Here is a 23,896-nt window from a genome sequence, read left to right on the forward strand (position 1 = left end):
CACCGGTATCAATCAGGAGCAGTCTCTCGCCGTTCTCGCTAGGGCAAGTGTTACAGGAGGTTGCTTCACAGATGTTATATAAAACATTGTTTCCGTGGCTTGATTTTCTCAGGTTCGTCCACTTAGGTGCGCTGGTCGGCGGATTAGGTATAGCTAGCTGTACTCCTCAAGTCACAGCTAGTCAGGCCGCTCTGGCCGTCCCAAATCCAGGCTCTATGAGTATTTGCGAGCCGGCTTCTATTGCCGTGAGCGAAAGACCGCGCTTACTGGAAAAGGCCGACGATATGCTCGCATCTAAGCCGCGTACCGTGACAGCCGATCAATCGGAACGCAGCGAAGGTGGGCAGCACGATTTCTATTCCGAAGGTGACTATTGGTGGCCGGTGCCAGGCAAACCAAATGCACCCTATGAACAACGCGACGGTCAGACGAACCCTAATAATTTCGTGGCTCACCGGCTTTCGATGATGCGCCTTGCCGATCATATTGGAACGCTAGTCTCGGCTTGGAAGTTAACGGGTAATGCTGCCTACTCAGATGCGGCACTAAGACATTTGAATGCGTGGTTCGTTGCTCCCGAAACGAAGATGGTACCGCGGTTGCTTTATGCGCAAGCGATCAAGGGCCGACATACTGGTCGGAGTATTGGCCTGATTGATACACTTCACCTCGTAGAGGTCGCGCGAGGCGCAAAGCTGCTGATCGATGGCAATGCAGTGCCGGAGACGGAAGCGACAGCTATTCGCCAATGGTTTGGTGACTATTCAACGTGGATGAATACCCATCCATACGGCATCGAAGAGCGCGATTGGTATAATAACCATTCCATTGCCTGGTCTCTGCAGGTTGCAGCTTTTGCTGACCTTGCCGGAGATAAGGGCTTGATGCATCTGGTCAGGAAAAAATACAAGACCGTTTACCTGCCAACGATGATGGACGAAAATGGCGGTTTTCCAAAGGAACTTTCGCGGACCAAGCCTTATGGCTATTCCTTATTCGTGATCGATCTGATGGCCGGCATCGCCCAGATCGCTTCCACGCCAGATGACAATTTGTGGGAGTTTACCACGCCAAATGGACGGTCGATGGCATTGGGGATAAATTTTCTCTTCCCCTATGTCGCGGATAAATCGAAGTGGCCCTACGATAAGGACATTCAATATTGGGATGACTGGCCTGTAAGGCACCCGTTTCTTCTCCTCGGCGGTCTCGCCAAAAAGCGCTGCGATCTGGTAGAATTGGCGATGAGCCTGCCTGCTGAAAGCGAGGTTTACGAGGTGAGGCGGAACTGGCCTCTCCGCCATCCCTTGATATGGATGAGATGATCTAGCTTCGACGCATTTGCTTTTCTAGTGCATCCCCACATCAGGCCAGTCCGACAGAAAAGATGCCAATCAGCGAAATTCGAGAAATAATTGAGCCGCAATAGCTGTAAATATTAGTCGATGGTTGCAACCGGCAATATTTGTGGTAAGACTAAAGGTAACCGGTGTCATTTTTTTATGTAAAAATGACACCGGTTACCGTCGACGACTCCAGAGCGAGTTGCGGCACTCTAAATATGGGGCGGCAAATGATCTGGCGCTTCCAAAATAGAAAGAAGGGAGAGGAATGATGAAGCGATTTTCTACGTTATTAGTGGGTTCAATGTTGTCGGCTTCAGTATTAGCAATTGCCACGTCAGCCGCAGCACAAGAAGCGCCCGCAGAGGCCCAAGAAGAAGAAAATATTATTATCGTTGAGGGTATTCGAGAAAGCTTGAACGCCGCTGCTGAATTGAAACGCGATGACAGCCGCATCGTCGACCTCATCGTTGCCGAAGATATCGGTAAACTACCGGACAATAACGTTGCAGAGGCTCTGCAGCGTGTTACTGGCGTTGCAATTAATCGTGACTTTGGTGTCGGTGATAGCGTTTCGATCCGCGGCCTTCCTCAAAACCGGGTTGAAATCAATAGCCGTTCGACTCTGGGCGATGGCCGAAATGGGATCAACTTTCAGGATGTGCCATCAGAAATTCTCGCTGCGGTTGAAGTCATCAAATCACCAACACCGAAAATGATCGAGGGCGCCCTGGGCGGCACCATCAACCTTCGCACGCTGCGCCCGTTGGAACTGAAAGAGCCTATCATTTCGTTTTCTGCCAAGGCGGAATATACCGACAAGACCGAAAATTGGGGCCCTATCCTCGGTGCGACGCTCGGCAAATCGTGGGACATGGGCAGCGCCGGTTCGTTTGGTGTAGTTGCCAGTCTGTCCTACCAAGATCGCACGCTTCGGCAGGATGAGTATCGCTCCAGCCTGGAAGTGACGAACTTCGATCTGGATGGAGATGGGGCACTAGATGGAAACGTTGTAGAGCCGCGGAACTTCTCTACTTTCATTGATACTGAAAGGCGCGAGCGCTTGGCAGGAAACGTCACCCTGCAATGGGCGCCAGCTTCTGGCGATGGGATGTTTTATCTCGAAGGAACCTATACTGATCGTAAGGGCAACGACGAGTCCTTCTCACCCAACTTGATCCAGAATAGCGCCTTGTCCACTCCTGCCGAACGAGCTGCAGGTTTCCGGGTCGATGAAACGCAGCAATTGGTAGGAACGACCGATGATGATGTGACCTTCATCAATCGAACGGAGTCGGTTTTCCGCAATACCGAATCACTTAGCGCTGCCTTCGGAGGTGAATGGCAATTCGGAAAGGTAAAGGTGTCGGGTGAAGTAAGCTATGCGGAATCGAAGACCTTTACCCCGCAAACTGATCTGCGTTTCTGGGGTATCGATCCTGTGGCCGAGGCTGCCAATCCGGATGGTTTAAACTCGTTCCTTGGTCAAGTCTTCTACGATACGGACAACAAATCGCTGCCCACTGTCGATGTTACGGACGATTCATTGTGGCTTTCACGTGATATGTTTGCATTCCGACGGTATGAGAACCGGGAAGACCGGATCAACAATGACGAAACGGCACTTCGCTTTGATATATCCTACGAAGAGCCGTTCGGCTTGGGCGATTTTATCAAGTCGATAGATATCGGCGCCCGATACACAAACCGTAATTTCGACTCTTCACGAGATCGGCTTTTTATCGACAATATTCATCGTAACCTGCGTGATGGTAACGGAGACCTAGCTCTGATCTTCATGGACCAGTTCCCGGCTGGAACCATTCAGGATTTCGATTTCAATGCGTTTCGTGGCAACAACACGCCGCTAGATCTTGAGAATTTCGCAATGTTCGATCCGTCAATTCTGCGTGACCGTGATGCCACGCTGCAGATTGTCAGCGACTTGTTGGCTGGCACGAATTTCGCAATTACCGACCTGAATTCGGCACTTGTCCCGCAGCTGGACCGCTTCTCGGCCGCCGAAGAAGATACCTATGCGGCCTATGCACAGGTGCAGATCGACACCGAACTAGGCGGTATTCCGATCGATGCAGTTTTGGGCACGCGCTTCGTTCGTACGGAACTAACTTCGGATGCGTTCAACAATGTGGCAGGCGATTTCGTGCCGACACAGGATACGAACACTTACAATGACTGGCTGCCAAGCATCAACATTACGGCCGAGGTTGCGAACGACCTGCTGGTTCGTTTTGCTGCGGCTAAAGTCATGCGCCGACCTGATTTCACCCAGCTGAGTCCAGCGTTGAGACTCAATCAGGATGCGACCTTTGGCCAGCGTGGGAACCCGCAAATCGAACCCTTCCGCGCCACCCAATATGATGTTTCGATCGAAAAATACTGGGGCAACGGAAATTACGTGTCGCTAGCTGCCTTCTATAAAAGCGTGAGTTCATTCTTCGACGAGACGGAAATATGCCTCGACTCGCCGGCGTCGGTGGCAATATCGAATGCCAACCGACGTAACGAGCTTTGCTTCCTCGATGGCCGCGGAGGTGAGCCTACACTGGCGACACCGGCCTCTGATATCGGGATTCCGACGGCTACGCAGGTCAATGGCGACAGCGGCTCGGTCAAAGGCTTCGAAGTGGGTTACCAGCACGCCTTCGATTTTCTACCTGGTGTGTTGAGTGGGCTCGGCGTTACGGCCAATTACACCTTTGCCGACAGCGAAGACCCGAATGGCCGCCCGCTTGAAGATATCTCGAAGCATACGGTAAATCTCACGGCCTATTATGAGAAGGGTGGGCTCGGTATGCGCCTTGCCTATACTTATCGTTCACGGTTCCTGGATGACATCCTCAATGGTCGTGTCCGGCAGTTAGGCGTCTTGCTGGACGAGACTGTCGATGACCCGACCCGCGGCAACTCATTCCGAGAACCGATTGAGCAGTTGGATGCCTCAATATCCTACGACCTGACCGACTGGTTGACTGTCTCGGCCGATGCTGTGAATCTCACCGGTGAACAAATCAGAGACACCGGAACAAGCAAATCACTTTGGCGTGTGCTCGAAAGCGACCGCCGGTATACATTTGGTATCCGAGCGAAGTTCTGATGTTGTCGGCGAAGCTTTGCGGCCGCCGCGAATTTGGGGGAGAGCCGCAGGATTTCATGTCCTGTGGCTCTTGCTTTTATGTGATCACCCTGGGTTGTGAGATCCATCCGGCGAAGACACTCTAGCCACAGAATTGAGAGGATGTTTCCAATGAAAATTATTGCAGCTAAGGTCATCGTCACTTGTCCCGGGCGAAATTTCGTGACGCTCAAGGTTGAGACCGATGAAGGCGTCTACGGCATCGGCGATGCAACCTTGAACGGGCGCGAACTTTCGGTTGTCTCCTATCTTGAGGAACATGTGATCCCCTGCCTGATCGGCATGGACCCACAGCGGATCGAGGACATCTGGCAATATCTCTATCGCGGAGCTTATTGGCGACGCGGACCGGTAACCATGCGGGCCATCGCGGCAGTCGATGTTGCCCTGTGGGACATCAAGGGCAAGGTAGCGGGCATGCCCTTGTATCAGCTGTTGGGAGGCAAGAGCCGTGAACGCATCATGGTCTATGGCCATGCCAATGGCTCCGACATTGCGGAAACAGTCGATGCGGTCGGCGAGTATATCGAGATGGGTTACAAGGCGATCCGCGCGCAAACGGGCGTTCCTGGTATCAAGGATGCTTATGGCGTAGGACGTGGTAAGCTTTATTATGAGCCAGCGGACGCCGCCCTGCCAAGCGTGACTGGCTGGGACACACGCAAAGCACTCAATATTGTTCCCAAACTATTCGAGAAGCTGCGCGATACTTATGGTTTCGACCATCATTTGCTGCATGATGGTCACCACAGATACACGCCGCAAGAGGCTGCCAATCTCGGCAAATTACTGGAGCCGTATCAGCTCTTCTGGCTGGAAGATCTTACCCCGGCGGAAAACCAAGAGGCGTTTCAGTTGATCCGTCAACACACCACGACACCACTTGCCGTAGGTGAAGTTTTCAATACAATTTGGGACGCAAAGGACCTGATTCAAAACCAGTTGATTGACTATATCCGTGCGACAATCGTGGGGGCAGGGGGACTCACCCATCTGCGCCGGATCGCAGATCTCGCCGCGCTTTTTCAGATCCGCACCGGCTGTCATGGCGCCACCGATCTTTCACCTGTCACTATGGGCACTGCGCTCCATTTCGACAGTTGGGTCCCCAATTTTGGTATTCAGGAATATATGCGCCATAGTGAGGAGACCAATGCTGTGTTCCTGCATGATTATCGTTTTGAGGATGGATATCTGATCTGCGGACAATCCCCGGCCACGGGGTCGACATCGACGAGAAACTGGCGGCGAAATACCCTTATGAACGCGCCTTCCTTCCGGTAGCTCGCCTAGAAGACGGCACGATGTGGAACTGGTAATGAGGGCGCGGGTTGCTGCGCACGTCTATGACAATATTGCGGACTTCCGTTCAATAATATGCGAGGATATAATAACCGTCTTAAGCTCCTCGGCGTCAGGCGCCAGTTGAACGAAACCTGGTACCAGTTTCTGTGCTGCTAGTCTGCCCATCTGTTCTATCGGCCAATGAACCGTGCTCAACGCTGGCCAGACATGGGTGGCCGTTGCCGAATTATCGAAACCAACCACTGCTAACTCGTCGGGGATTTGGACCGCTAGCTCGTTTGCGGCGTGCATCACTCCAGCGGACATTTCGTCATTGCTTGCAAAGACTGCTGTCGGTCGCTGTGCTAGGGCGAGAAGCTTTCGCCCAGCTTCAAGACCGGCGTCGAAACGATAATTGCCAAGCACAACAAGATCAGGATCGAGCTTGACCGCTGCTTCACGCAGCGCGTCGTGAAAACCCGCTTCGCGTTCGATCGGCGAGCGGAATCCCGCTGGGCCGCGGACAAAGCCGATGCGCTTGTGACCCTGTGCGATTAATGCGCCGATCATTTGCTTTACAATCTCGCGGTCGTTCGAGGCAACGCAGCGGCTATCCTCGTCGAGAATGGCAGAGCCGACCCGAATATAGTCGATCTCCAGACGTTTACAAAGATCGGCGATATCATCCCTTTCGGAAATAGGTGGCAGGAGCATCACACCAAGAGGCCGTTGTTTGACCAGGAATGTTTCGATATCCTCCAACAACAGGTCCGATCTCCGATCGACCGGCCGGACCGCTAAGGCGAGATCGGTATCCCGGATCGCCGAAAGTACGCCCTTTTGAAAATTGAGCACGGTCTGGCCATTGGGATTGTCATAGAGCAGAGCGAGCAAGAAATTGCGCCGCAATGCGAGCGCCCGTGCTTGAGGATTGGGCACGTAGCCCAATTCGGCAACGGCAGCAGCTATTTTCTTGCGCAGCCGTTCGCTCACCAGAGGCGAATTGTTAATGAAGCGGCTGACGGTTTTCTTCGACACGCCAGCCAGAGCTGCAACGTCGTTAATTGTCGGGGTGCTCCGCGATGCTTTTATATCGCTCCTTGCCATCGATCCTAAACCCGTCCTCATGATCCGTTTTTCAATTCCAGCATGATCTATCCTTTTCTTTGCCTGCTTTAGGCTGAATCCGCAAATCGTCCTTGCAGAAATAATGACACCGGTTACCATGGCAGGATGGATGAGGGCAAATCGAAGTTCATAGGAGTTGGCGAGCTGGGACAGAAGAGGCCAGCCGACAGAACAAGACGAGACAGTCTTCGGCTTTTGTCGATCGGCGGATTGGCAGCCCTTTTGTTATCCTGCAGCCGTGATACCACGGTAAATGCGTTGTCACTCGCCCACTCGCTTGACGAACAACATCCAGTCCATTTGGCTATGGAGGAGTTCCGCAGGCAATTGGAGCAACTTTCTGGTGGGCGCATGCAGGTGACGATTTTTCCAAATGGCCAATTGGGGTCGGAACGCGAGCTGGTAGAACTGGTCCAAATCGGGGCCGTTGCCATGACCAAGGTCTCGTCCCTCTCACTCGAAAATTTTGCGCCGGACATGAAGGTCTACAGTCTTCCATACCTGTTCGATGATGGTGCGCATCTCTGGCGCGCTCTGGAGAGCGATGTCGGACAAGAGATTCTCGGCGGTCTTTCTCCCATTTTACTTAAGGGCATCGGCTATTATGACGCCGGAGCGCGAAGTTTCTATATGACAAGTGGACCTGTAGCGACCCCTGCGGATATTCGAGGCAAAACCGTGCGGGTCCTTTCGAGCGAGGCCCTTGTTCAGACGATCGAGGCTTTTGGCGGTGCTGCTGCTCCGATTGCTTTTGGTGAGCTCTACGCGGCCTTGCAACAGGGAGTGGTGCAAGGAGCAGAGAATAACCCGCCCAGTTTTCTCAGCGCCCGGCATTTTGAAGTCTGCCAATATTTCTCGCTGGACGAGCATGTCAGCGCGCCCGACGTGGTCGTTATGAGCCAAAGCATATGGGATCGGCTTTCAGTGCAGCAGCAGGGATGGGTCCGTGAAGCAATGAACCGGTCGGTCGCATTTCAGCGCGAGCTGTGGCGAAGGGCAACGGACAGCGCTCTGCGGGATTTGGAAGCCAATGGCGTGAAGATAAACCGGCCGAACAAAGCACCTTTCCGCATCGCTGTCCAAAAGCTTCGGCAGAGTTTCGCCGGGACGAGAGTTGGCGAACTTGCCTCCCGCATTGAAGTGATGGCTGGGGGCAGGTCGTGAGGATGAATGTCGAGAGAGCGCTGGGCTACGTCTTGGTACTTTTGTTTCTAGCATCCGTGCTTGCAGTGTTGTGGCAAGTGATTGGGCGCTATGTTTTGCAGTCTCCCAGTTCGGTGACAGAGGAAATCTCAAGGTTCTTGCTGATCTGGTTGGGTATGCTCTCGACAGCTTATGCCTTCGCCCGGCGCATGCATGTGGGGGTCGATCTCATGTCCGCAATGCTGTCTGAACGCGCAAGGAAGGTAGTCGGCAAAGCGATCTGGTCGGCTTGCACAGCGTTTGCCATCCTGGTGCTAGTATATGGTGGCGGTCGGCTGGTGAACATTACCGCAACCCTCGGACAAACGTCGGCCGCGCTCAATTTGCCCATGTGGGTAATTTACACGGTTTTGCCAATCAGCGGCGTTTTAATCACCTATTTTGCATTGTCGTTCCTGTTGCAGGCCGATCCGGTAGATACTATCGATCCGCTGGAGGCCGCCAATGACTAGCGGCTTGATCCTGATCGTTGTTTTCTTTCTGCTGGTCGCTTTGAATGTGCCAATCGGCTTTGCAATTGGGCTCGCCACCTTGTCAGCGCTCTGCACAATCATGCCCTTCGATCCGGCGACAACCACGATGGCACAGCGCATGGTTGCGGGTCTGGACAGTTTCACGCTGCTAGCGATCCCGTTTTTCATATTAAGTGGTTATTTGATGGGCGCAGGTGGCGTTGCATCCAGGCTTATCGCTGCGGCTAAGGGTCTTATCGGTGCATTGCCTGGCGGGTTGGCGGTGGTCAATATTGTGTCCTGCATGCTTTTCGGATCGGTATCCGGTTCTGCGATCGCTGCCACGTCGGCAATTGGATCCTTCTTGGTCCCTGCCATGAAGGAAGAGGGCTATGATGTACCGTACTCCGCTTCAGTCACCACCTCTGCTTCGATCCTCGGTCTACTCATTCCGCCGTCTAACGTGATGATTGTCTATGCAGTTGCGGCCGGCGGTGTCTCCATTGGTGCGCTTTTTCTGGCTGGCTACGGACCGGGTATTGTTGCTGGACTGGCGCTTACCTTCACGGCGATGGTTCTAGCACGCAAAAATAGCTATCCGGTTTCAGAGCGCCTGCCATTTGGTGAAGTAATGCGGACAGTTATAGTAGCCTTGCCAAGCATATTCATGCTCGTGATGGTAGTTGGTGGTATTGTCGCAGGAATTTTCACGGCGACCGAAGCAAGCGCCTTTGCTGTTATCTATTCACTATTTCTGGGCATCGCGTTGCATCGCGAGCTATCATGGAAAGACTTACCAGCAATAGCACTTAAGTCGGCAGAGACCACTGGTATCGTCCTGTTTCTGATTGCCGTTTCGACTGGCATGGCGTGGATGCTTGCATTCTCAGGACTTCCGAGCGCGATTGCAGGGAAACTGCTCACGATCTCCGACAATCCACTGCTCCTCCTTTTGCTCATCAACTTGATTTTGCTGGTTGTCGGAGCATTTCTCGACATAACTCCCGCAATCCTGATCTTCACGCCGATTCTGTTGCCGGTGGCGGTAGTGCTTGGGATTTCGCCGGTTCATTTCGGGATGATCCTCATCTTGAACCTTTCTATTGGGCTATGCACACCGCCTGTCGGAACGGTGCTGTTTGTCGGCGCGGCGGTCGGCAGAACAACAGTAAACCGGATGATCAAACCGATGCTCCCGCTCTATGCTGCGATGCTGGCTGCCTTGGCACTGACCACCTTAGTCCCCGCCCTTTCGGAAGCCTTGCCCAAGGCCTTTGGGATGATGTGAGTGATGAAGGAGAAAGGACCTGTTGATGAAGAACGCTCACTGTAGTTCTGCTGCTGCGACTTTTGGTGCACTGGCGGCTTGCAAGACCCTGCTGGGTTTATGGCATTGCTTGAACGCGAGCGCATTCGGCTCAAACGCAAACATGCAGAATAGGATCGTGCAAAACTGCCTGAAAGGAATAGCCAGTGGCCAAACTTGAACTCCATCCTGACAGACTTTTCCCCGCCGATGACAAGATCCGGGGGATTGCCCGCGAACTCTATTCCACGGTCAAGCATCTGCCGATCATCAGTCCGCACGGCCATACAGATCCGAGCTGGTTTGCAACCAATGCAAATTTCACCAATCCCACCGATTTGCTGCTCGTTCCCGATCACTACATCTTGCGGATGCTCTATTCGCAGGGCATCCGTCTTGAGCAACTCGGCATTGCTCCAACTGGTGAAGAGAATAAGATAGACCCGCGCGAGGCATGGCGACTGCTTGCGGGAAATTATCACCTGTTTCGCGGAACGCCGTCACGTATTTGGCTGGACTGGGTATTTGCAGAGATCTTTGGTCTTGATGCACGCTTGTCTGCAGATACGGCAGACCTGTATTACAACCGGATCAGCGAGGCGATCGCGACGGACGCCTTCCGTCCCCGAGCGCTGTTCGATCGGTTCGGGATTGAAGTGATCGCGACGACCGAAGGTCCCCTCGATAATCTTGAGCATCATCGGACTATCCGCCAAGCCGATTGGAATGGTCGCGTCATCACAGCCTATCGCCCTGATGCTGTTGTCGACCCCGAATTTGAAGGATTTTCAGATAATCTCGCCAAGTTCTCTGATCTGACCGGCGAAGACTGTTCCTCATGGCGTGGCTATTTGGCAGCGCACCGCAAGCGGCGGGCCTTTTTCGCGGAAATGGGCGCTACCTCTTCCGATCACGGCCATCCAACAGCTGTCACGGCTGACTTACGCGCGAGTGAGGCAGAGAATTTGTTCGAACGAGTTGCCGCGGGAAGCTGCTCGGCGAATGATGCGGAGCTTTTCCGGGCGCAAATGCTCACAGAGATGGCTAAAATGAGCTTAGATGACGGGCTTGTGATGCAAATCCATCCGGGATCGTTTCGCAACCACAACCGCCCGCTTTTCCGGCGTTTTGGCCGGGACAAGGGTGCCGATATTCCGATGCGCGCTGAATATGTCCATGCGCTGCGCCCGTTGCTTTCCCGCTTTGGTAATGAACCTAATCTGTCGATCATCGTTTTTACACTGGATGAAAGTACCTATGCGCGCGAATTGGCCCCGCTAGCAGGCCACTATCCCGCGTTGAAATTAGGCCCTGCCTGGTGGTTCCACGACAGTCCTGAGGGTATGCGTCGCTACCGTCGGATGACTACCGAAACGGCGGGGTTTTACAATACCGTCGGTTTTAACGATGATACACGCGCTTTCATGTCGATCCCCGCGCGCCATGACCTTGCTCGTCGGATCGATTGTGGATTCCTGGCGGAACTTGTCGCGGAACACCGGCTGGAACATTATGAAGCGGCCGATCTGGCGCGCATGTTATCCTATGATTTTGCGAAGAAAGCGTACCGCTTGTGAGACTATCAAATACGACAATCCATCATCTTTCACCAGAGGTAGACCAGAGCGCCTTCGACCGGAAAATACAGGATATAGGTATTGTTCATTTCGGCCTTGGCGCATTCACCCGGGCCCATCAGGCGATCTTTACGGACTGTGCCATGGCAGCGGGCGACGCAGGGTGGATGATCACCGGTGTCTCGCTCCGTTCAACAAACGTGGCCGAGCAGCTCAATCCCCAAGATGGTCTCTATTTGATTGCCGAGCAGTCCGGCGAGGGTACCCGGTACCGGCTCAGCCGGGCCATTCGCGAAGTATTGGCGACCTCTGAAAATACCGTGCAGATTATCGATGTGTTAACGGCTCCGGCAGTAAAAATTGTTAGCTTTACTGTCACCGAAAAGGGCTATTGCCGCGCTCCTGACGGTTCGCTTGACCTGGCCTTGGCAGACCAAAGTAGCTTTTATCCATTGTTGGCCAAAGGCTTCCGGGCGCGCCGCAATGCCGGCCATTCCGGATTGACTTTACTCAGCTGCGATAACCTCGCAGAGAATGGCCGGATACTTGGTAAGCTTGTATCTGAATATCTCGCTGCGCGGGCGCCGGACCTTTTGATTTGGTACCAGACATACTGCACCAGCCCGTCCACGATGGTCGATCGCATCGTACCTGCAACCACCGATGCCGACCGTGATTGTGCCGAGACCATGACCGGCTTGCGTGACGAAGCATTAGTCATGTGTGAACCCTTCACCCAGTGGGTAATCGAGGACGACTTTGCGAGCGGGCGCCCCCATTGGGAAAATAGTGGCGTGCAAATGGTTCGGGACGTGTCGTCATACGAAACGGCCAAGCTGCGCATGCTGAACGGTGCGCACTCGTTACTGGCCTATTGCGGCCTCAACGCCAGCCATCAATTTGTTCATCAGGCCATTGCGGACCCCTGCATTCGCGAGCTCGTTCGACGTCTTATGAATGTAGAAGCTGCTCCGACAATTAATGCGGAAGACGGTCAGGATTTGAGAACCTATGCAGATACGCTCATCCATCGTTTCGAAAATCCGAAACTGAACCATCAGCTGTCGCAAATCGCAGCGGACGGAAGTCAGAAGATTCCCCAGCGCTGGCTGGAAACTTTGTCGCTTAACGGTCTGAGCGAACGGTCGAGCCCGGCAATTCTAACGGCCATTGCTGCATGGCTGAAATATGTTCGTGATAAATTGGATATTATCGATGATCCACTTGCGGCACAACTTTCCGAGATCTGTGAAATCAACGAACCTGAGAAGCTCGTGCTCGCGATCTTTGGTCCCAGTGGGCTCCTCGCAAGTGATTGGACTCCAACCGACGATGATATTCGGTTTGTCGTTGCCAGGCTGGTTGAGATGCAATGATGTTCGGACGTTTCATGACCATTCCTTCATCATTCAAATGATCACGGGAACTAGTTTTTGCAACAGAATAGGATGATCGTCATGATCCGAGATATTTGCGTTTAAGCCAACTAGCGATTTGCTCCGGTGACCAGTGGCGATGCAGCTTGCCGACTACTGTTTGGTACAAAGATTGATGGCAGGCGAGTTTGTGCAGCTTGGGGCGCCTTGATCGATCCCATGCCGATTGATCAGAGCTGGCGGCCCGGTAGTGACTGGTTCCGCCTTTGCGTTTGATTTCCTGGTTAATGGTCGATGGCGAAAGCCCAAGCCGGCACGCTATCGACCGCATTGATACACAGGCAGTCAGGCCTCTGGATATCTCCTCGCGCTCAGGCAGTGTCAGCGCCAATCGAGACCGCTTGCGCTCCGGTGGACGAATGCCGCCAGTACGCAACAGCAATGGATAAATCGATGATGAGTCCCGATTAAACCCCCGGCCAATCGAACTCATCGACTCTCCGCGTTGCCAGCGATCCCATATTTCCTGCTTCTGCTCCTCTGTTAAATATATTCAGTTGTCTCTGCTTTATATCCAATGCTCCATCTTTAAACCTAAAGATCAAACTGTTGCGACCACCAGTTGAAACCGCAAAGATAGAGGCCTTCCAATCATAGTGTTTACTTTGGGTATAAATTGGGGGCATCAGTTCTGTAGTTTACAGCTGTTTTGGATGATAATGACTATCGTCAGAAGTATTGGAAAAGCCAGTGCGATACTAGCAATCTTATCGATGCTCCCATCACCGGTCAAAGCGAGGAAAAGTCCCAGAACTGTAAATCCCGCTAGGAGAATGGGTATGACCCATATTTGCTTTTTGGAACGTTTCTCTGGTCTTTCTGCCATCATTCATTCCGTCTCAGTGAGGTCGACCGTGCGCTTTGTCCACTTCCGCTTCCAAAGATATAGTCCTGAGCCCAGTAAAAATATCAGCGCCAGATCAAAGATCGCCCATAATATCTTCATTGGTAAACCACCGTAGTCACCGAAATGGAGTGGTTGGGAATAGAGCAGCGCCTTCATGTACCATGGCATTTCTTGCACGGCTTCAAGCTTGCCCGTGGCGGCATTAATAAGCACAACCGTCAGCATATTCCTGGTCAATTCCGTTTCGCCTTGCAGGAAAATAGCCATATCCTGATCATTGCTATAGGCTACTCCGGGGAAGGCAATAAATTGGATTATCTGGCCGGGCGCCTCCTGCCGGGCAGTCTCTAATGCGCTGTCGATCGAGGCCAGTTTTCCGGTGTAGGCTGTACCGCTGTTTGCTATTGTGCCAGTGTCAAGTTCGCTGGCTTGCCAGATTTCAGTCAGGGGATCAGCAAGCGTGTTTATCACGCCGGTTGTCCCCACAACCAAAGCCCAGGCCAGTGTAACAATGCCTATCAGGTTGTGATAATCAGTCCATTTCACTCGCGCGCTACGATCACGTCTGATCTCGCCAAACCGCAATCGCGCCATAAACGGGGCATAAAGAACAATACCAGAAATTGTGGCTACAACGAACAGGAAGCCCATCAAACCCAGAAATAGCATTCCTGGCAAGCCCATCAGCAGATCGACATGCAGACGCAGAATAAAATCCATCACGCTCTGTTCTTCAGCCAATTCAGGCGCAACCACTTCGCCATAGCGCCTATCAATGGGGAAGAAACTCATTTCACTATCGGGAACAGCTGCAGTCTTACCGGTGGTGACATTGGCAACCGGCTCATCAATGTCGAAGCTCATATAAAGCGGTCGTTCGTCAGGCCGTTCAGCCAGCGCTGTTTGCAAGACAGCGTCAAAACTGAGCAACGTCCCGTCATCCAATGCTTCAACTGGGGAAGCGGCTAGAGGCGCAGTGTCAGAAAATGCCGCATCAATTTCCTCGTGAAAAATCAGTGGCAACCCCGTCACACACAGCATGAATAGAAATAGCGTCGAGATAAGGCTGGTCCATTTGTGGACAAAAATCCATGCGCGAAGGTGACTGGTTTTCATGTGCCGTGCCTAAAGCGAGCTTGTTAAAACCGCTATCCCCTAAAATTTATAGGTCGCGGTTCCAATAATCTGCCGCCCGGCGCCGAAATTGCAGCCGGTGGCGCGGGCACAGCGACCGACATAGCGTTGATCGAAGATATTGGAACCATTGACCGCGAACCGCCAGTCCGGCGTATCGTAGCTAATGATCGCGTCGAAAAGCAGCGATGCATCTCCATTAAACACAACGGGATTAAAGGGCCCCGGCAAACTGCCCGCGCTTTTGCTGCTGTACCGCACACCCATGCCTAGCCCCAGGCCGCCCAGAGCGCCTTGTTGCACGGTATAATTGCCGAATAAAGCAAGCCGATGTCTCGGGGTTACTGGCAACGGTTCGCCGACTTCAACCGGAATATTGGCGTTTGCTGTAACTTCACTATCTGTAAAACTGTAAGAGCCGTTCAGTGCAACCTGGTTGTTGATCCGTGCAGCAAATTCCAGTTCCACGCCGGAAGACTCCACTTCACCAGATTGCGTGCCGGACACCGGTATATTGGACGGGGCAGTGGCAACGACATTTGTTTGGCGAATGTGAAAGAGCGCCGCAGTCGCAAAAATATCAACATTGCCGCCCAGAGTCCGGCCATCATATTTAATGCCGCCCTCATATTGCTCACCGCGACTGGCCTTGAACGGTTCGTTGGTTACGGAATCGACGCCCAGAACCGGCTCAAACGAACGCGCATAGCTGATATAAGGCGCCAATCCGCTCTTGGTGACATAGTTCAGGCCAGCGCGCCAAGTGAACGCGTTTTGATCGGTATCAGTATCGTCGGCCCGGTTGGCAATATTTACCCAATCTTGCCTTGCGCCCAAAGTCAGGAACAGATTACCAAGACCAATCTGGTTTTGCGCATAAATACCAGTCTGCCGCAGCCGTTGGTTATTAAACGGGTCGGGATAGAGTTCGGTTGGTGTGACGATCGGAGTGAAGACAGGATCAAAAGCGTCAATAGGCTGCGGATCAAAGAAGAACCCAAAGTCCGCCACATTCACGACGCGGCGATAGTCGACGCCTGCAATTACCTTGTGCGTCAGCGCGCCTGTTTCAAAATTGGCGTCCAGGCGCGTATCAGAAGAGAGAGCTTCCACGTTTTCGGAATATGTAAAGTTGAACCGACCGATGGTGCGGAAAAAATCTGGTTGGCCGGGATCGGTGCGATTGGTGAAACCGCCGCCTCCATAGACATTTTGCGGGGTCTCTTCGTCATAATCATTGTAGCGAATGGACGAAATCAACGACACATTGGATGAGAAAACATGCTTTAAGGACGCACCGACGGCATATTGTTCCCGCTCAAAGCGATTATCTGGGTCGCCTAAATTTACGCTGCGCGGTAGCTTGCCATTGGGGTTCGGAAGCAGCGTACCTTCAACAGGCAGAAAGCCATTCATTTCGCCATTAATGATATCTTTTTGATAATAGCCATTGACCGTAAGTGCTGTTTCAGGCCCGATATCAAATGAAAATGTGGGCGCAAGCAAGACACGCTCGGCATCAACGAAATCTCTTTCTGAGCCTCGGTTCAGGTAGAGACCAGTGACGCGTGCTGATATACCATCTATTATGGCTCCGGTAAGCGTACCTGCTAGCTCATAATAGTCATCGGTACCGACTTTGCCACGTATTTCTCCGCCAAACTCATCGCTCACACGCCGCGAAGTTTGATTATAAATACCTCCAGGCGGTGTGCTTCCGTAGAGGGTTGATACTGGACCCTTGAGGATTTCAACAGAATCAAAAGCATAGAGATCAACACCTGTGGATGCGATCGTTGTGGTCGAGGGCGCAACCAGGCCATCAATATATTGTTTGGGAATGAATCCGCGTACGGTCAGGAAATCATAGCGCAAATCCGGGCCATAGTTTTCGCCGGTAACACCAGCCGAATAGCGCACCGCTTGCTGAACATCGATAAAGTTCAAAAGGTCAATCTGATCACGGGATATAACGGAAACCGACTGCGGCGACTGAATAAGCGGGATATCGGTTTTGTTAGCCGAGAAGCTGGCATCAGAAACATAGGCTCTTGCGGTGACAACTATGGTGTCGCCATCTTTCGTTGTCCGCAGCGTGTTGGAGCCGTCTTTACTTTGGTCATTCTCTTGAGCATGCAGCGGTGTTGTCAACGGCAAAGCAAACAGCGTGGCCGCCATGACGGTATTACGAACGACTCGTGAACACATGGAATCAATCCTTACTTAGTATTGCAAGTCATTAGCAGTTAGGGACTGGCGCGCAAGATATAATGCAGAAAGTTGTGCAAAGATATTTTTGGGTAATCTAGTGTTCGCTATTGGCGCATTTTGATCAGCCTAACAGTCTGGCACTCTAGGCATTTTTGAAGTCATCGACACTGAAACTCTTATCGATCCCGCCGGAGGCAATCGCGTCCTTGATGGTTTGGCTTTCGCAAATATCGATGGCAAGATGTCTTGTGAGAAGCCTCTAATGCTATCTAGATTACCTCATATCCGCAACGATATGGTTGTCAGGGTAATGTATTTCATCCATTCCCCCAACGATTGGATTGAAGCTCTTCTGCGTTTGGCCTGCTGTTGATAATATCCCGCTATATGTCGTCAGGAAGATCAGCAGTCATATAGGATTTCCAGTTATCCCAAAACGGTAAGCTCCCCATCCTCATCAATATTTAGTGCTGTTTACCGTAAATTAGCGTCGATCGCCTTATGAAGCGCGTCACGAATTTCTTCTCTGGCATGTTCGCCATCCCATCCAAAATATAATTTAGGTTGGTGACCAAGTTAGTATCAGAAAGATCTCTTAGTCAGTGCCACTTAGCCGATGATATTCTTGTCCTCGTTTGACCAGTCGTTCGCTGCTCAGCAGGCTTCATTTCGTTTTCTGAGGAAGCATTTTCTGTTGGTGGTTCGTAAAATAATTGTTCAATGAAACTGGCCTGATACGCAATAACGGAAATTGATCGAATAGTTCGGAGCCGATGGTCGTACAGCATTGTCCAATCGTGATCGTCGTCGCTAAAAAATAGCACGGCAAAAGGTGATTTGAAAAAGAACCTAGGGATAGCTTTATCGTTGACGAATATTTGAATATCGCCGTTGCCTAATGACAACAGTGTTTTTGCAAGCTAGGGCGGCACGAATGGAAGTTTCCAAGTCGCTCTCAGATTTTGTAAAAAAGTGGGTGAATATAGACTGTCACCGACAATTTCAGGCAGGCAACTACAATATCAATTGTCTCCGTCGAAGGGAAAAAAGTAATCCCAATATCGATCCAGCTGTGCAAAGCGATATCAAAGTTGTGAGAGCTCCATCAAGGACAGTATAGCGTTTTGCACCGTGCCGAGGTGAGATGAATCTTAAGGCAAATGCAAAGGTGTTTTCAGCCTTGATTATGTATTTTAAACTTATCACCGGGAACTGAAGTGCGCCACATGCCAAGGCTGCAAAAATTTGCACTTCCCTGAAGAGAAATGCGGATTTCAAGAAATAAAAATTTTCTTTAGTCATTGAATAATTGGTCGGGACGAGAGGATTCGAACCTCCGACCCCCACACCCCCAGTGTGATGCGCTACCAGGCTGCGCTACGTCCCGACCTTCGGTGCGGCATCGCCGACCGAGCCAGCGCATATATGGCGGTCGGACATCCTTGGCAAGTTCTTTGGGGTGGGCACCTTGGATACATATTTGAGAGGGCAGATCTATAATAGCTTGATCTCCTTCAAAGTGCTTCCCATTTACTTGAGAGCGTTTAAGGCGTGTCCCGCCCGATTGCGTTCCCTTTGCTAATCGATTGCTTTCAGAAGAGGTGCATGATAGGCGCGCGCAGCATTAATGACCGACGCTTTGCGTCAGCAACAGTATCGGTCCATGAGCCTATAAAACCGGCTAGTAAATTGGGGATATTGAGATGACTTCACTTTTGATCACGGCGCAGGCAGCTTCTGGCGGAGCCGGCGGCTTTCTTATTTCGATCATGCCGCTGGTTTTAATATTTGCTGTCTTCTATTTTTTGCTGATCCGTCCGCAGCAAAAGAAAATGAAAGAGCATCAGGGCAAGATTTCAGCGGTTCAGAAAAATGATGAAGTTGTTACCGGTGGCGGTTTGGTCGGCAAGGCGATGAAAGTTGACGATGAATATGTTGAGGTTGAAATTGCCAAGGGCATTCGCGTGAAGGCGGTTAAGGCTACGTTATCTGATGTCATGCCACGTGGCAGCGGCAAACCGGCCAACGATTAAACCTTAGGGAACGGATAGTTTTACGATGTTAGATTTCCCGCGCTGGAAAGTCATTTCCATATCTTTGTTACTGGCTTTTGGCGTGCTGATGTCGCTTCCCAGCCTATTTTTTGGCGAAAGCCATAAATATTGGCCAACCTTTTTACCGGATGAGACGATCAATTTGGGCCTCGATCTGTCTGGTGGCAGTCATATCCTGTTGGAGGCTGATCCTGCCGATGTGGGTGAAACGCGTTTGCAGACAATGGAAGAGTCAGTACGCGCTGAAATGCGCCGTGCGAACCCGCGCATCAATATTGGTGATATCTCGCGTAAAGATGGCGTACTGTCTTTCATGGTGCGCGATTCAACACAAGTAGACTCTGCGCGAGAAGCTTTGTTGCCACTGACTACAGGTGCAGGGCTAACCGGACAGCGGGATTGGGATATTGAAGTTCGCGATGATACGCGCTTCGTTGTTTCGCCGACGTCTGCTGGCCTCGAAAATGCGGTTGATAATGCGATGGACACGGCGACGGATGTGATCCGGCGGCGTATCGACGAAATGGGTACCCGCGAACCAACTATCATCCGGCAAGGCGATACACGCATAGTGGTGCAGGTACCCGGGCTGGAAGATCCTGAAGCGTTGAAAGAACTGCTTGGCAAAACCGCCAAACTGGAATTCAAGCTCGTCGATTTCGAGGCTGATCCTAATGCAGTTACGGAAGGGCGTCCGCCGGTAGGCAGCCAGATTTTTCCCTATCCCGACAATCCGTCCGGTTTGCCCAATATTGCAGTAAAACGTCTGGGCGGTATTTCAGGGGATAAACTCACAGATGCCGGACAGGGCTTTAACCCGGACACGAACGAGCCGGTTGTGAATATTACGTTTGACAGCGAGGGTGGATCAAGATTTGCGCGGTTGACCCAGAATAATGTCGGCCGCCCCTTTGCAATCATTTTGGATGGTGTGGTGCTCTCTGCGCCCAATATCAACGAACCCATTCTGGGCGGTTCCGCTCAGATTTCCGGTAACTTCACCGTGGAGGGCGCCAACCAGCTTTCGATCGCCTTGCGGTCTGGCGCGCTGCCGGTCGAATTGCAGGTTGTCGAAGAACGCACCGTTGGTCCCGACCTTGGTGCGGATTCCATCCGCAAGGGTATGATCGCCGCGATTATTGGTACAGCGGCGGTGCTGGCGTTCATGGTCGTAACTTATGGCCGCTTTGGTTTTTATGCGAACTTTGCGTTGACACTAAACCTTTTCCTGATCCTTGGCGTCATGGCAATTTTCAATGCGACGCTGACGTTACCGGGTATTGCCGGTTTCATTTTGACAGTCGGTTCGGCGGTGGACGCGAACGTGTTGATTAACGAGCGAATACGCGAGGAACGAAGGCGCGGCAGACGTGTCGTCCAAGCGGTTGAGGTTGGCTATAAAGAAGCCTCGCGCGCCATTTTTGATGCGAATATTACCAACGTCATCGCAGGCTTGCTATTGTTTATCTTTGGTTCCGGTCCGGTTCGCGGCTTCGCCGTGGTCCTGATTATCGGGATTGTCACATCGGTCTTTACCGCTGTCGTGGTGACGCGGATGCTGGTCGCGCTTTGGTTACGCCGCACTCGTCCGCAAGAGCTGGTCATATAGGAGGGCATGGTCATGAAACTTCTCAAACTCGTTCCCGATGATACCAATATCGCATTCCTCAAATGGCGGAATATCGCAGTAGCCATCAGTATATTGATGATTATTGGTTCGATGGCGCTGGTCGCGCAACGTGGCCTGAACTTCGGCGTTGACTTCGTCGGTGGTCAGATGATCCGGACAACCTTTACTCAGACTACTGATGCACCGATCACGGAACTTCGGGAAAAGGTCGGCGCACTGGGTTACGGTGATCCTACGATTCAACGTTTCGGTGAACCGAATGAGGTTTCGATCCGTATGAAGCTGCCTGACGGTGCGGACCAAGATCCGGAATTGGCCAACACGATGGCGGACCAAATTACCGGCATGTTGAGAACGGACTATCCCGATGTTCGCATTGACGGTGTAGATTCCGTCTCTGGCAAGGTTTCCGAGGAACTATTATCCAAAGGTGTCTGGTCATTGGTTGGCGCTATGCTTGCGATCACGCTTTACATCTGGATCCGGTTTGAGTGGCAATTTGGTGCCGGAGCGCTGTTTGCCTTGTTCCATGACGTTGCGCTAACCTTCGGATTTTTCGCTCTGACGCAGCTGGAGTTCAACCTCAATATCGTGGCCGCTCTGCTGACGATTATCGGCTATTCGCTGAATGATACGATTGTAGTTTATGACCGGATCAGGGAAAATCTGAAGAAATATCGCAAGATGGATATTATCGCTTTACTTGACCTGTCGGTGAACGAAACGCTGGCACGTACCGTGATGACCAGTTTGACGATGCTCATCGCGCTTATCGCTTTAATGGTCTGGGGACCCGACGTTATTTTCGGTTTTTCCGCCGCGATGTTCCTTGGCGTATTCATTGGTACCTATTCATCGGTCTATATGGCAGCACCGATATTGATATGGTTGAAAGTCGGCCCCGATAGCTTCGTGCCGCCGGAGACGGCTGGTGACAAAGCCGAAAAAATCGGCGGACCAGAAGAAGTCGGCTGATTGTTGAACATTAATGGTTGAACTCAGACGTGACGTTGATTTTGAAGGGCCAATAGTCACTGGCTTTACGCCCAATGGCTATAAGATTGGTGACCAGCGTTTTGACAGTGGCTTGTTGCTTTCGCCGGAACAGGCGTTGTCTTGGGACATGCCGGGGCGCAATAATCTAAATTTGACGGATATCATTGCGGCGCTTGATCTGTCACCAGCGCCCGAATTTCTGTTATTTGGTAGTGGTTCGAAGATGGAGCAACCGACTGCATCCTTTCGCCGCGCCGCAGAAGCCGCAAAACTGGGTATTGAGGTTATGGATAGCCGCGCCGCTGCACGTGCCTGGGGTGTGTTACGCGCCGAAGAACGCTGGATAATCGGCGCGTTTATGCCGCTACGCTAATCATTTTCGAGCAACATCGCCGAACAGATTTATCAGCGCGTCGCCATTATTTTTCCAGCTGAAATGACTTACGGTTGCACGAACGGCATGCTGATCTGGCGGATTAGCCAAGATGGATTTGATGGCTTCAACGACCGCCAAACGCTCTTGTTCTATAATCTTTCCGGCAATATCGGAGCGGACCAATTCCCGGGCTCCGCCTGCTTCGCTGATTATGATCGGTGTGCCGCAGGAAAGCGACTCGACCCATGCATTGGCGAGTCCTTCGGATTTAGACGGCAGGATAGAAATGTCTGCTGCTGCGACCAGCTTTGGTACATCATCATGCGGGACATTGCCTAAAAAGCGGACGCGATCAGCAACCTTCAATCTGTCCGCCAATGCACGGTAGGCCTTTTCTTCCTCGCCTGTCCCTGCGAGTATCAGGGTGGCGTCGGGAAAGGATGTCATGGCATTGATCACAAGCGCCTGATTCTTGCGCTTGATAAGCGCGCCGACACAAATGAATAATGGCCCGGTGATGTTGAGTTTTCGTTTGGCCGCCGCGCGATCCACTGGCCTGAACTTCTCTTGATCAAGGCCGGTGTAATGGAGCGTGATCTTGTTGCCGTCCATGCCAATCTCTTTCATATCCCGCTTCAACGCATCGGATACAGCAAGCAGGCCTGCTGCTTTGTCAGCGGCCGATAAGATTTGCGGCAGGCATTTCGGATTACTGCCCCAATGATGGATGTCGGCACCGCGGGCTTTTATGGTGAAAGGAATATTCATTGCTTCGGATAGCAACATCGCGGCGGGACCATCAGGATAGAAAAACTCCGCATCAATCAGATCAAATGGTTTTTGACTATGGAGCTTTTGGAGAAGCGGCAGGATGGCTGCTGCAATTCGTTCAGGATTTTTGGCACCACCGAATTTCGGGATTAAGGTAAAACGCGGACGGTGAACATTAAGCCCGCGCCACCGTTCGTGATCAGGCAAAGCGGACAGCGCGCTATAAGGGGCCAGCGCTCGGAACGGCGGTGGAGGTATCCCGATTGGATTGATGACTGTCACATCGGCATTCGGCCTGCTGGCCAGTTCCGCCGTTTGGCGTTCAACAAATATACCAAAATTGGGTGACGCGGCATTGGGAAACAATGTCGATAGCGTCAATATGTTGAGGGGGCGGGTCATGCAGAGCTGGGTTGACGTAAAGCCGTTACAGTGCCCTTACCAGACGCACCGCAACTCCAATCCATTCCGGATCTTTGACCACCTGTTGCCGTGCACCGCTCCCCAATGGTAAAATCTGTATCATGTCACCTTCTCGTCCGATCAGGCGGCCGAAAAGGAATCGTCCCGCCGGACGCGGCACTAATATGTCGCGGTTCAGCGCGGTGCTATATTGATCTGGCGTCCGGCGTGATAGCCACACGTCATCTCCTGCGCGATAATCGCCAATGCTGCTTTTCACACGTAGGGCGACCATGGCTGTTTCTATGGTCGGCTGAGAGATGCTCTCAGTCTTCTTGAGCGCGTGGGCACCTTTGTGATCAAGCATCGCGGCCACCGGTAATTCATCCTGATCAGGCAGAGCAAGCAATTCCGCGCTATCAACGGCAAGCGCATCAGCGATTCGGTTCAACCAATCCAATGATAGTGTCCGCATCCCGGTTTCCAGCCGTCCAATAGTTTGAGCTGTCGTTGGCGGATCACAGCGTTTCGCGACATCATCCAGTGTAAGTCCCTTTGCCTTGCGGACATCTCTTATGCGGCTAATCAT

General features: G+C 52.1%; 16 protein-coding genes, 1 tRNA gene and 2 pseudogenes. 12 read left to right on the forward strand and 7 right to left on the reverse strand.

What is annotated here, in order from left to right; all coding sequences use genetic code 11:
* Positions 1-245 precede the first annotated feature (245 nt).
* From J4G78_RS16965 to manD, 3 genes and pseudogenes are all read left to right on the forward strand, one after another.
* Positions 246-1,325 (forward strand): alginate lyase family protein, encoded by a 1,080-nt coding sequence (locus tag J4G78_RS16965; RefSeq protein ID WP_207987679.1) that lies wholly within the window; start codon positions 246-248, stop codon positions 1,323-1,325.
* Positions 1,326-1,614: 289 nt separating this feature from the next.
* Positions 1,615-4,461, forward strand: coding sequence for a TonB-dependent receptor (locus J4G78_RS16970; RefSeq protein WP_207987680.1), 2,847 nt, complete (start codon positions 1,615-1,617; stop codon positions 4,459-4,461).
* Positions 4,462-4,611: 150 nt separating this feature from the next.
* Positions 4,612-5,819, forward strand: a pseudogene (gene manD / locus J4G78_RS16975) (D-mannonate dehydratase ManD).
* Between the two features lie 25 nt (positions 5,820-5,844).
* Here manD and J4G78_RS16980 read toward each other — a convergent pair.
* Complete coding sequence (locus J4G78_RS16980) at positions 5,845-6,891, reverse strand: LacI family DNA-binding transcriptional regulator (protein ID WP_207987681.1); 1,047 nt, start codon at positions 6,889-6,891, stop codon at positions 5,845-5,847.
* A gap of 126 nt (positions 6,892-7,017) precedes the next feature.
* Between J4G78_RS16980 and J4G78_RS16985 the strand changes: the two genes are divergently transcribed.
* The 5 genes from J4G78_RS16985 (at position 7,018) to J4G78_RS17005 (ending at position 12,826) form a co-directional block, all read left to right on the forward strand.
* The gene (locus J4G78_RS16985) at positions 7,018-8,076 is read left to right on the forward strand and encodes a TRAP transporter substrate-binding protein (protein ID WP_259371343.1); all 1,059 of its coding nucleotides are present in this window, start codon (positions 7,018-7,020) and stop codon (positions 8,074-8,076) included.
* Positions 8,077-8,078: 2 nt separating this feature from the next.
* Positions 8,079-8,567: a TRAP transporter small permease gene (locus J4G78_RS16990; protein WP_207987683.1), complete on the forward strand. Its 489-nt coding sequence runs from the start codon at positions 8,079-8,081 to the stop codon at positions 8,565-8,567.
* The gene (locus J4G78_RS16995; RefSeq protein WP_207987684.1) at positions 8,560-9,855 is read left to right on the forward strand and encodes a TRAP transporter large permease; all 1,296 of its coding nucleotides are present in this window, start codon (positions 8,560-8,562) and stop codon (positions 9,853-9,855) included. The genes J4G78_RS16990 and J4G78_RS16995 overlap by 8 nt, the downstream gene beginning before the upstream one ends.
* A 185-nt stretch (positions 9,856-10,040) precedes the next feature.
* Positions 10,041-11,450: a glucuronate isomerase gene (uxaC, locus tag J4G78_RS17000; protein ID WP_207987685.1), complete on the forward strand. Its 1,410-nt coding sequence runs from the start codon at positions 10,041-10,043 to the stop codon at positions 11,448-11,450.
* The gene (locus J4G78_RS17005; protein ID WP_243457140.1) at positions 11,447-12,826 is read left to right on the forward strand and encodes a mannitol dehydrogenase family protein; all 1,380 of its coding nucleotides are present in this window, start codon (positions 11,447-11,449) and stop codon (positions 12,824-12,826) included. The genes uxaC and J4G78_RS17005 overlap by 4 nt, the downstream gene beginning before the upstream one ends.
* Positions 12,827-12,917: 91 nt before the next feature.
* On the opposite strand, the pseudogene J4G78_RS17010 reads toward J4G78_RS17005, so the two are convergent.
* The 4 genes and pseudogenes from J4G78_RS17010 to J4G78_RS17025 form a co-directional block, all read right to left on the reverse strand.
* Positions 12,918-13,379: pseudogene (locus J4G78_RS17010) on the reverse strand (transposase); the annotation flags it as partial.
* 336 nt (positions 13,380-13,715) lie between these two features.
* Positions 13,716-14,849, reverse strand: a complete 1,134-nt coding sequence (locus tag J4G78_RS17015) for a PepSY-associated TM helix domain-containing protein (RefSeq protein WP_207987687.1) — start codon at positions 14,847-14,849, stop codon at positions 13,716-13,718.
* A gap of 39 nt (positions 14,850-14,888) precedes the next feature.
* Positions 14,889-17,075, reverse strand: a complete 2,187-nt coding sequence (locus tag J4G78_RS17020) for a TonB-dependent siderophore receptor (RefSeq protein ID WP_207987688.1) — start codon at positions 17,073-17,075, stop codon at positions 14,889-14,891.
* Between the two features lie 1,313 nt (positions 17,076-18,388).
* A tRNA-Pro gene (locus J4G78_RS17025) sits at positions 18,389-18,465 on the reverse strand.
* Between the two features lie 316 nt (positions 18,466-18,781).
* On the opposite strand from J4G78_RS17025, the gene yajC reads away from it, so the two are divergent.
* The 4 genes from yajC to J4G78_RS17045 are packed head-to-tail and all read left to right on the forward strand — an operon-like array spanning position 18,782 to position 22,131.
* Complete coding sequence (gene yajC / locus J4G78_RS17030; protein WP_207987689.1) at positions 18,782-19,111, forward strand: preprotein translocase subunit YajC; 330 nt, start codon at positions 18,782-18,784, stop codon at positions 19,109-19,111.
* A 25-nt stretch (positions 19,112-19,136) separates the two neighbouring features.
* Entirely contained in the window at positions 19,137-20,741 is a 1,605-nt protein-coding gene (gene secD, locus J4G78_RS17035; RefSeq protein WP_207987690.1) for a protein translocase subunit SecD, read from the forward strand.
* Positions 20,742-20,753: 12 nt separating this feature from the next.
* Complete coding sequence (gene secF, locus J4G78_RS17040) at positions 20,754-21,737, forward strand: protein translocase subunit SecF (RefSeq protein WP_207987691.1); 984 nt, start codon at positions 20,754-20,756, stop codon at positions 21,735-21,737.
* A 13-nt stretch (positions 21,738-21,750) separates the two neighbouring features.
* On the forward strand, positions 21,751-22,131 hold the full coding sequence (locus tag J4G78_RS17045) for an MTH938/NDUFAF3 family protein (RefSeq protein WP_207987692.1): 381 nt from the start codon (positions 21,751-21,753) through the stop codon (positions 22,129-22,131).
* On the opposite strand, the gene J4G78_RS17050 is transcribed toward J4G78_RS17045, so the two are convergent.
* Both J4G78_RS17050 and J4G78_RS17055 read right to left on the reverse strand, forming a co-directional pair.
* Positions 22,132-23,307, reverse strand: coding sequence for a glycosyltransferase (locus J4G78_RS17050; protein WP_207987693.1), 1,176 nt, complete (start codon positions 23,305-23,307; stop codon positions 22,132-22,134).
* A 25-nt stretch (positions 23,308-23,332) separates the two neighbouring features.
* Positions 23,333-23,896, reverse strand: coding sequence for a helix-turn-helix domain-containing protein (locus tag J4G78_RS17055; RefSeq protein WP_207987694.1), 564 nt, complete (start codon positions 23,894-23,896; stop codon positions 23,333-23,335).

This window comes from Parasphingorhabdus cellanae (assembly GCF_017498565.1).
Taxonomy (GTDB): domain Bacteria; phylum Pseudomonadota; class Alphaproteobacteria; order Sphingomonadales; family Sphingomonadaceae; genus Parasphingorhabdus; species Parasphingorhabdus cellanae.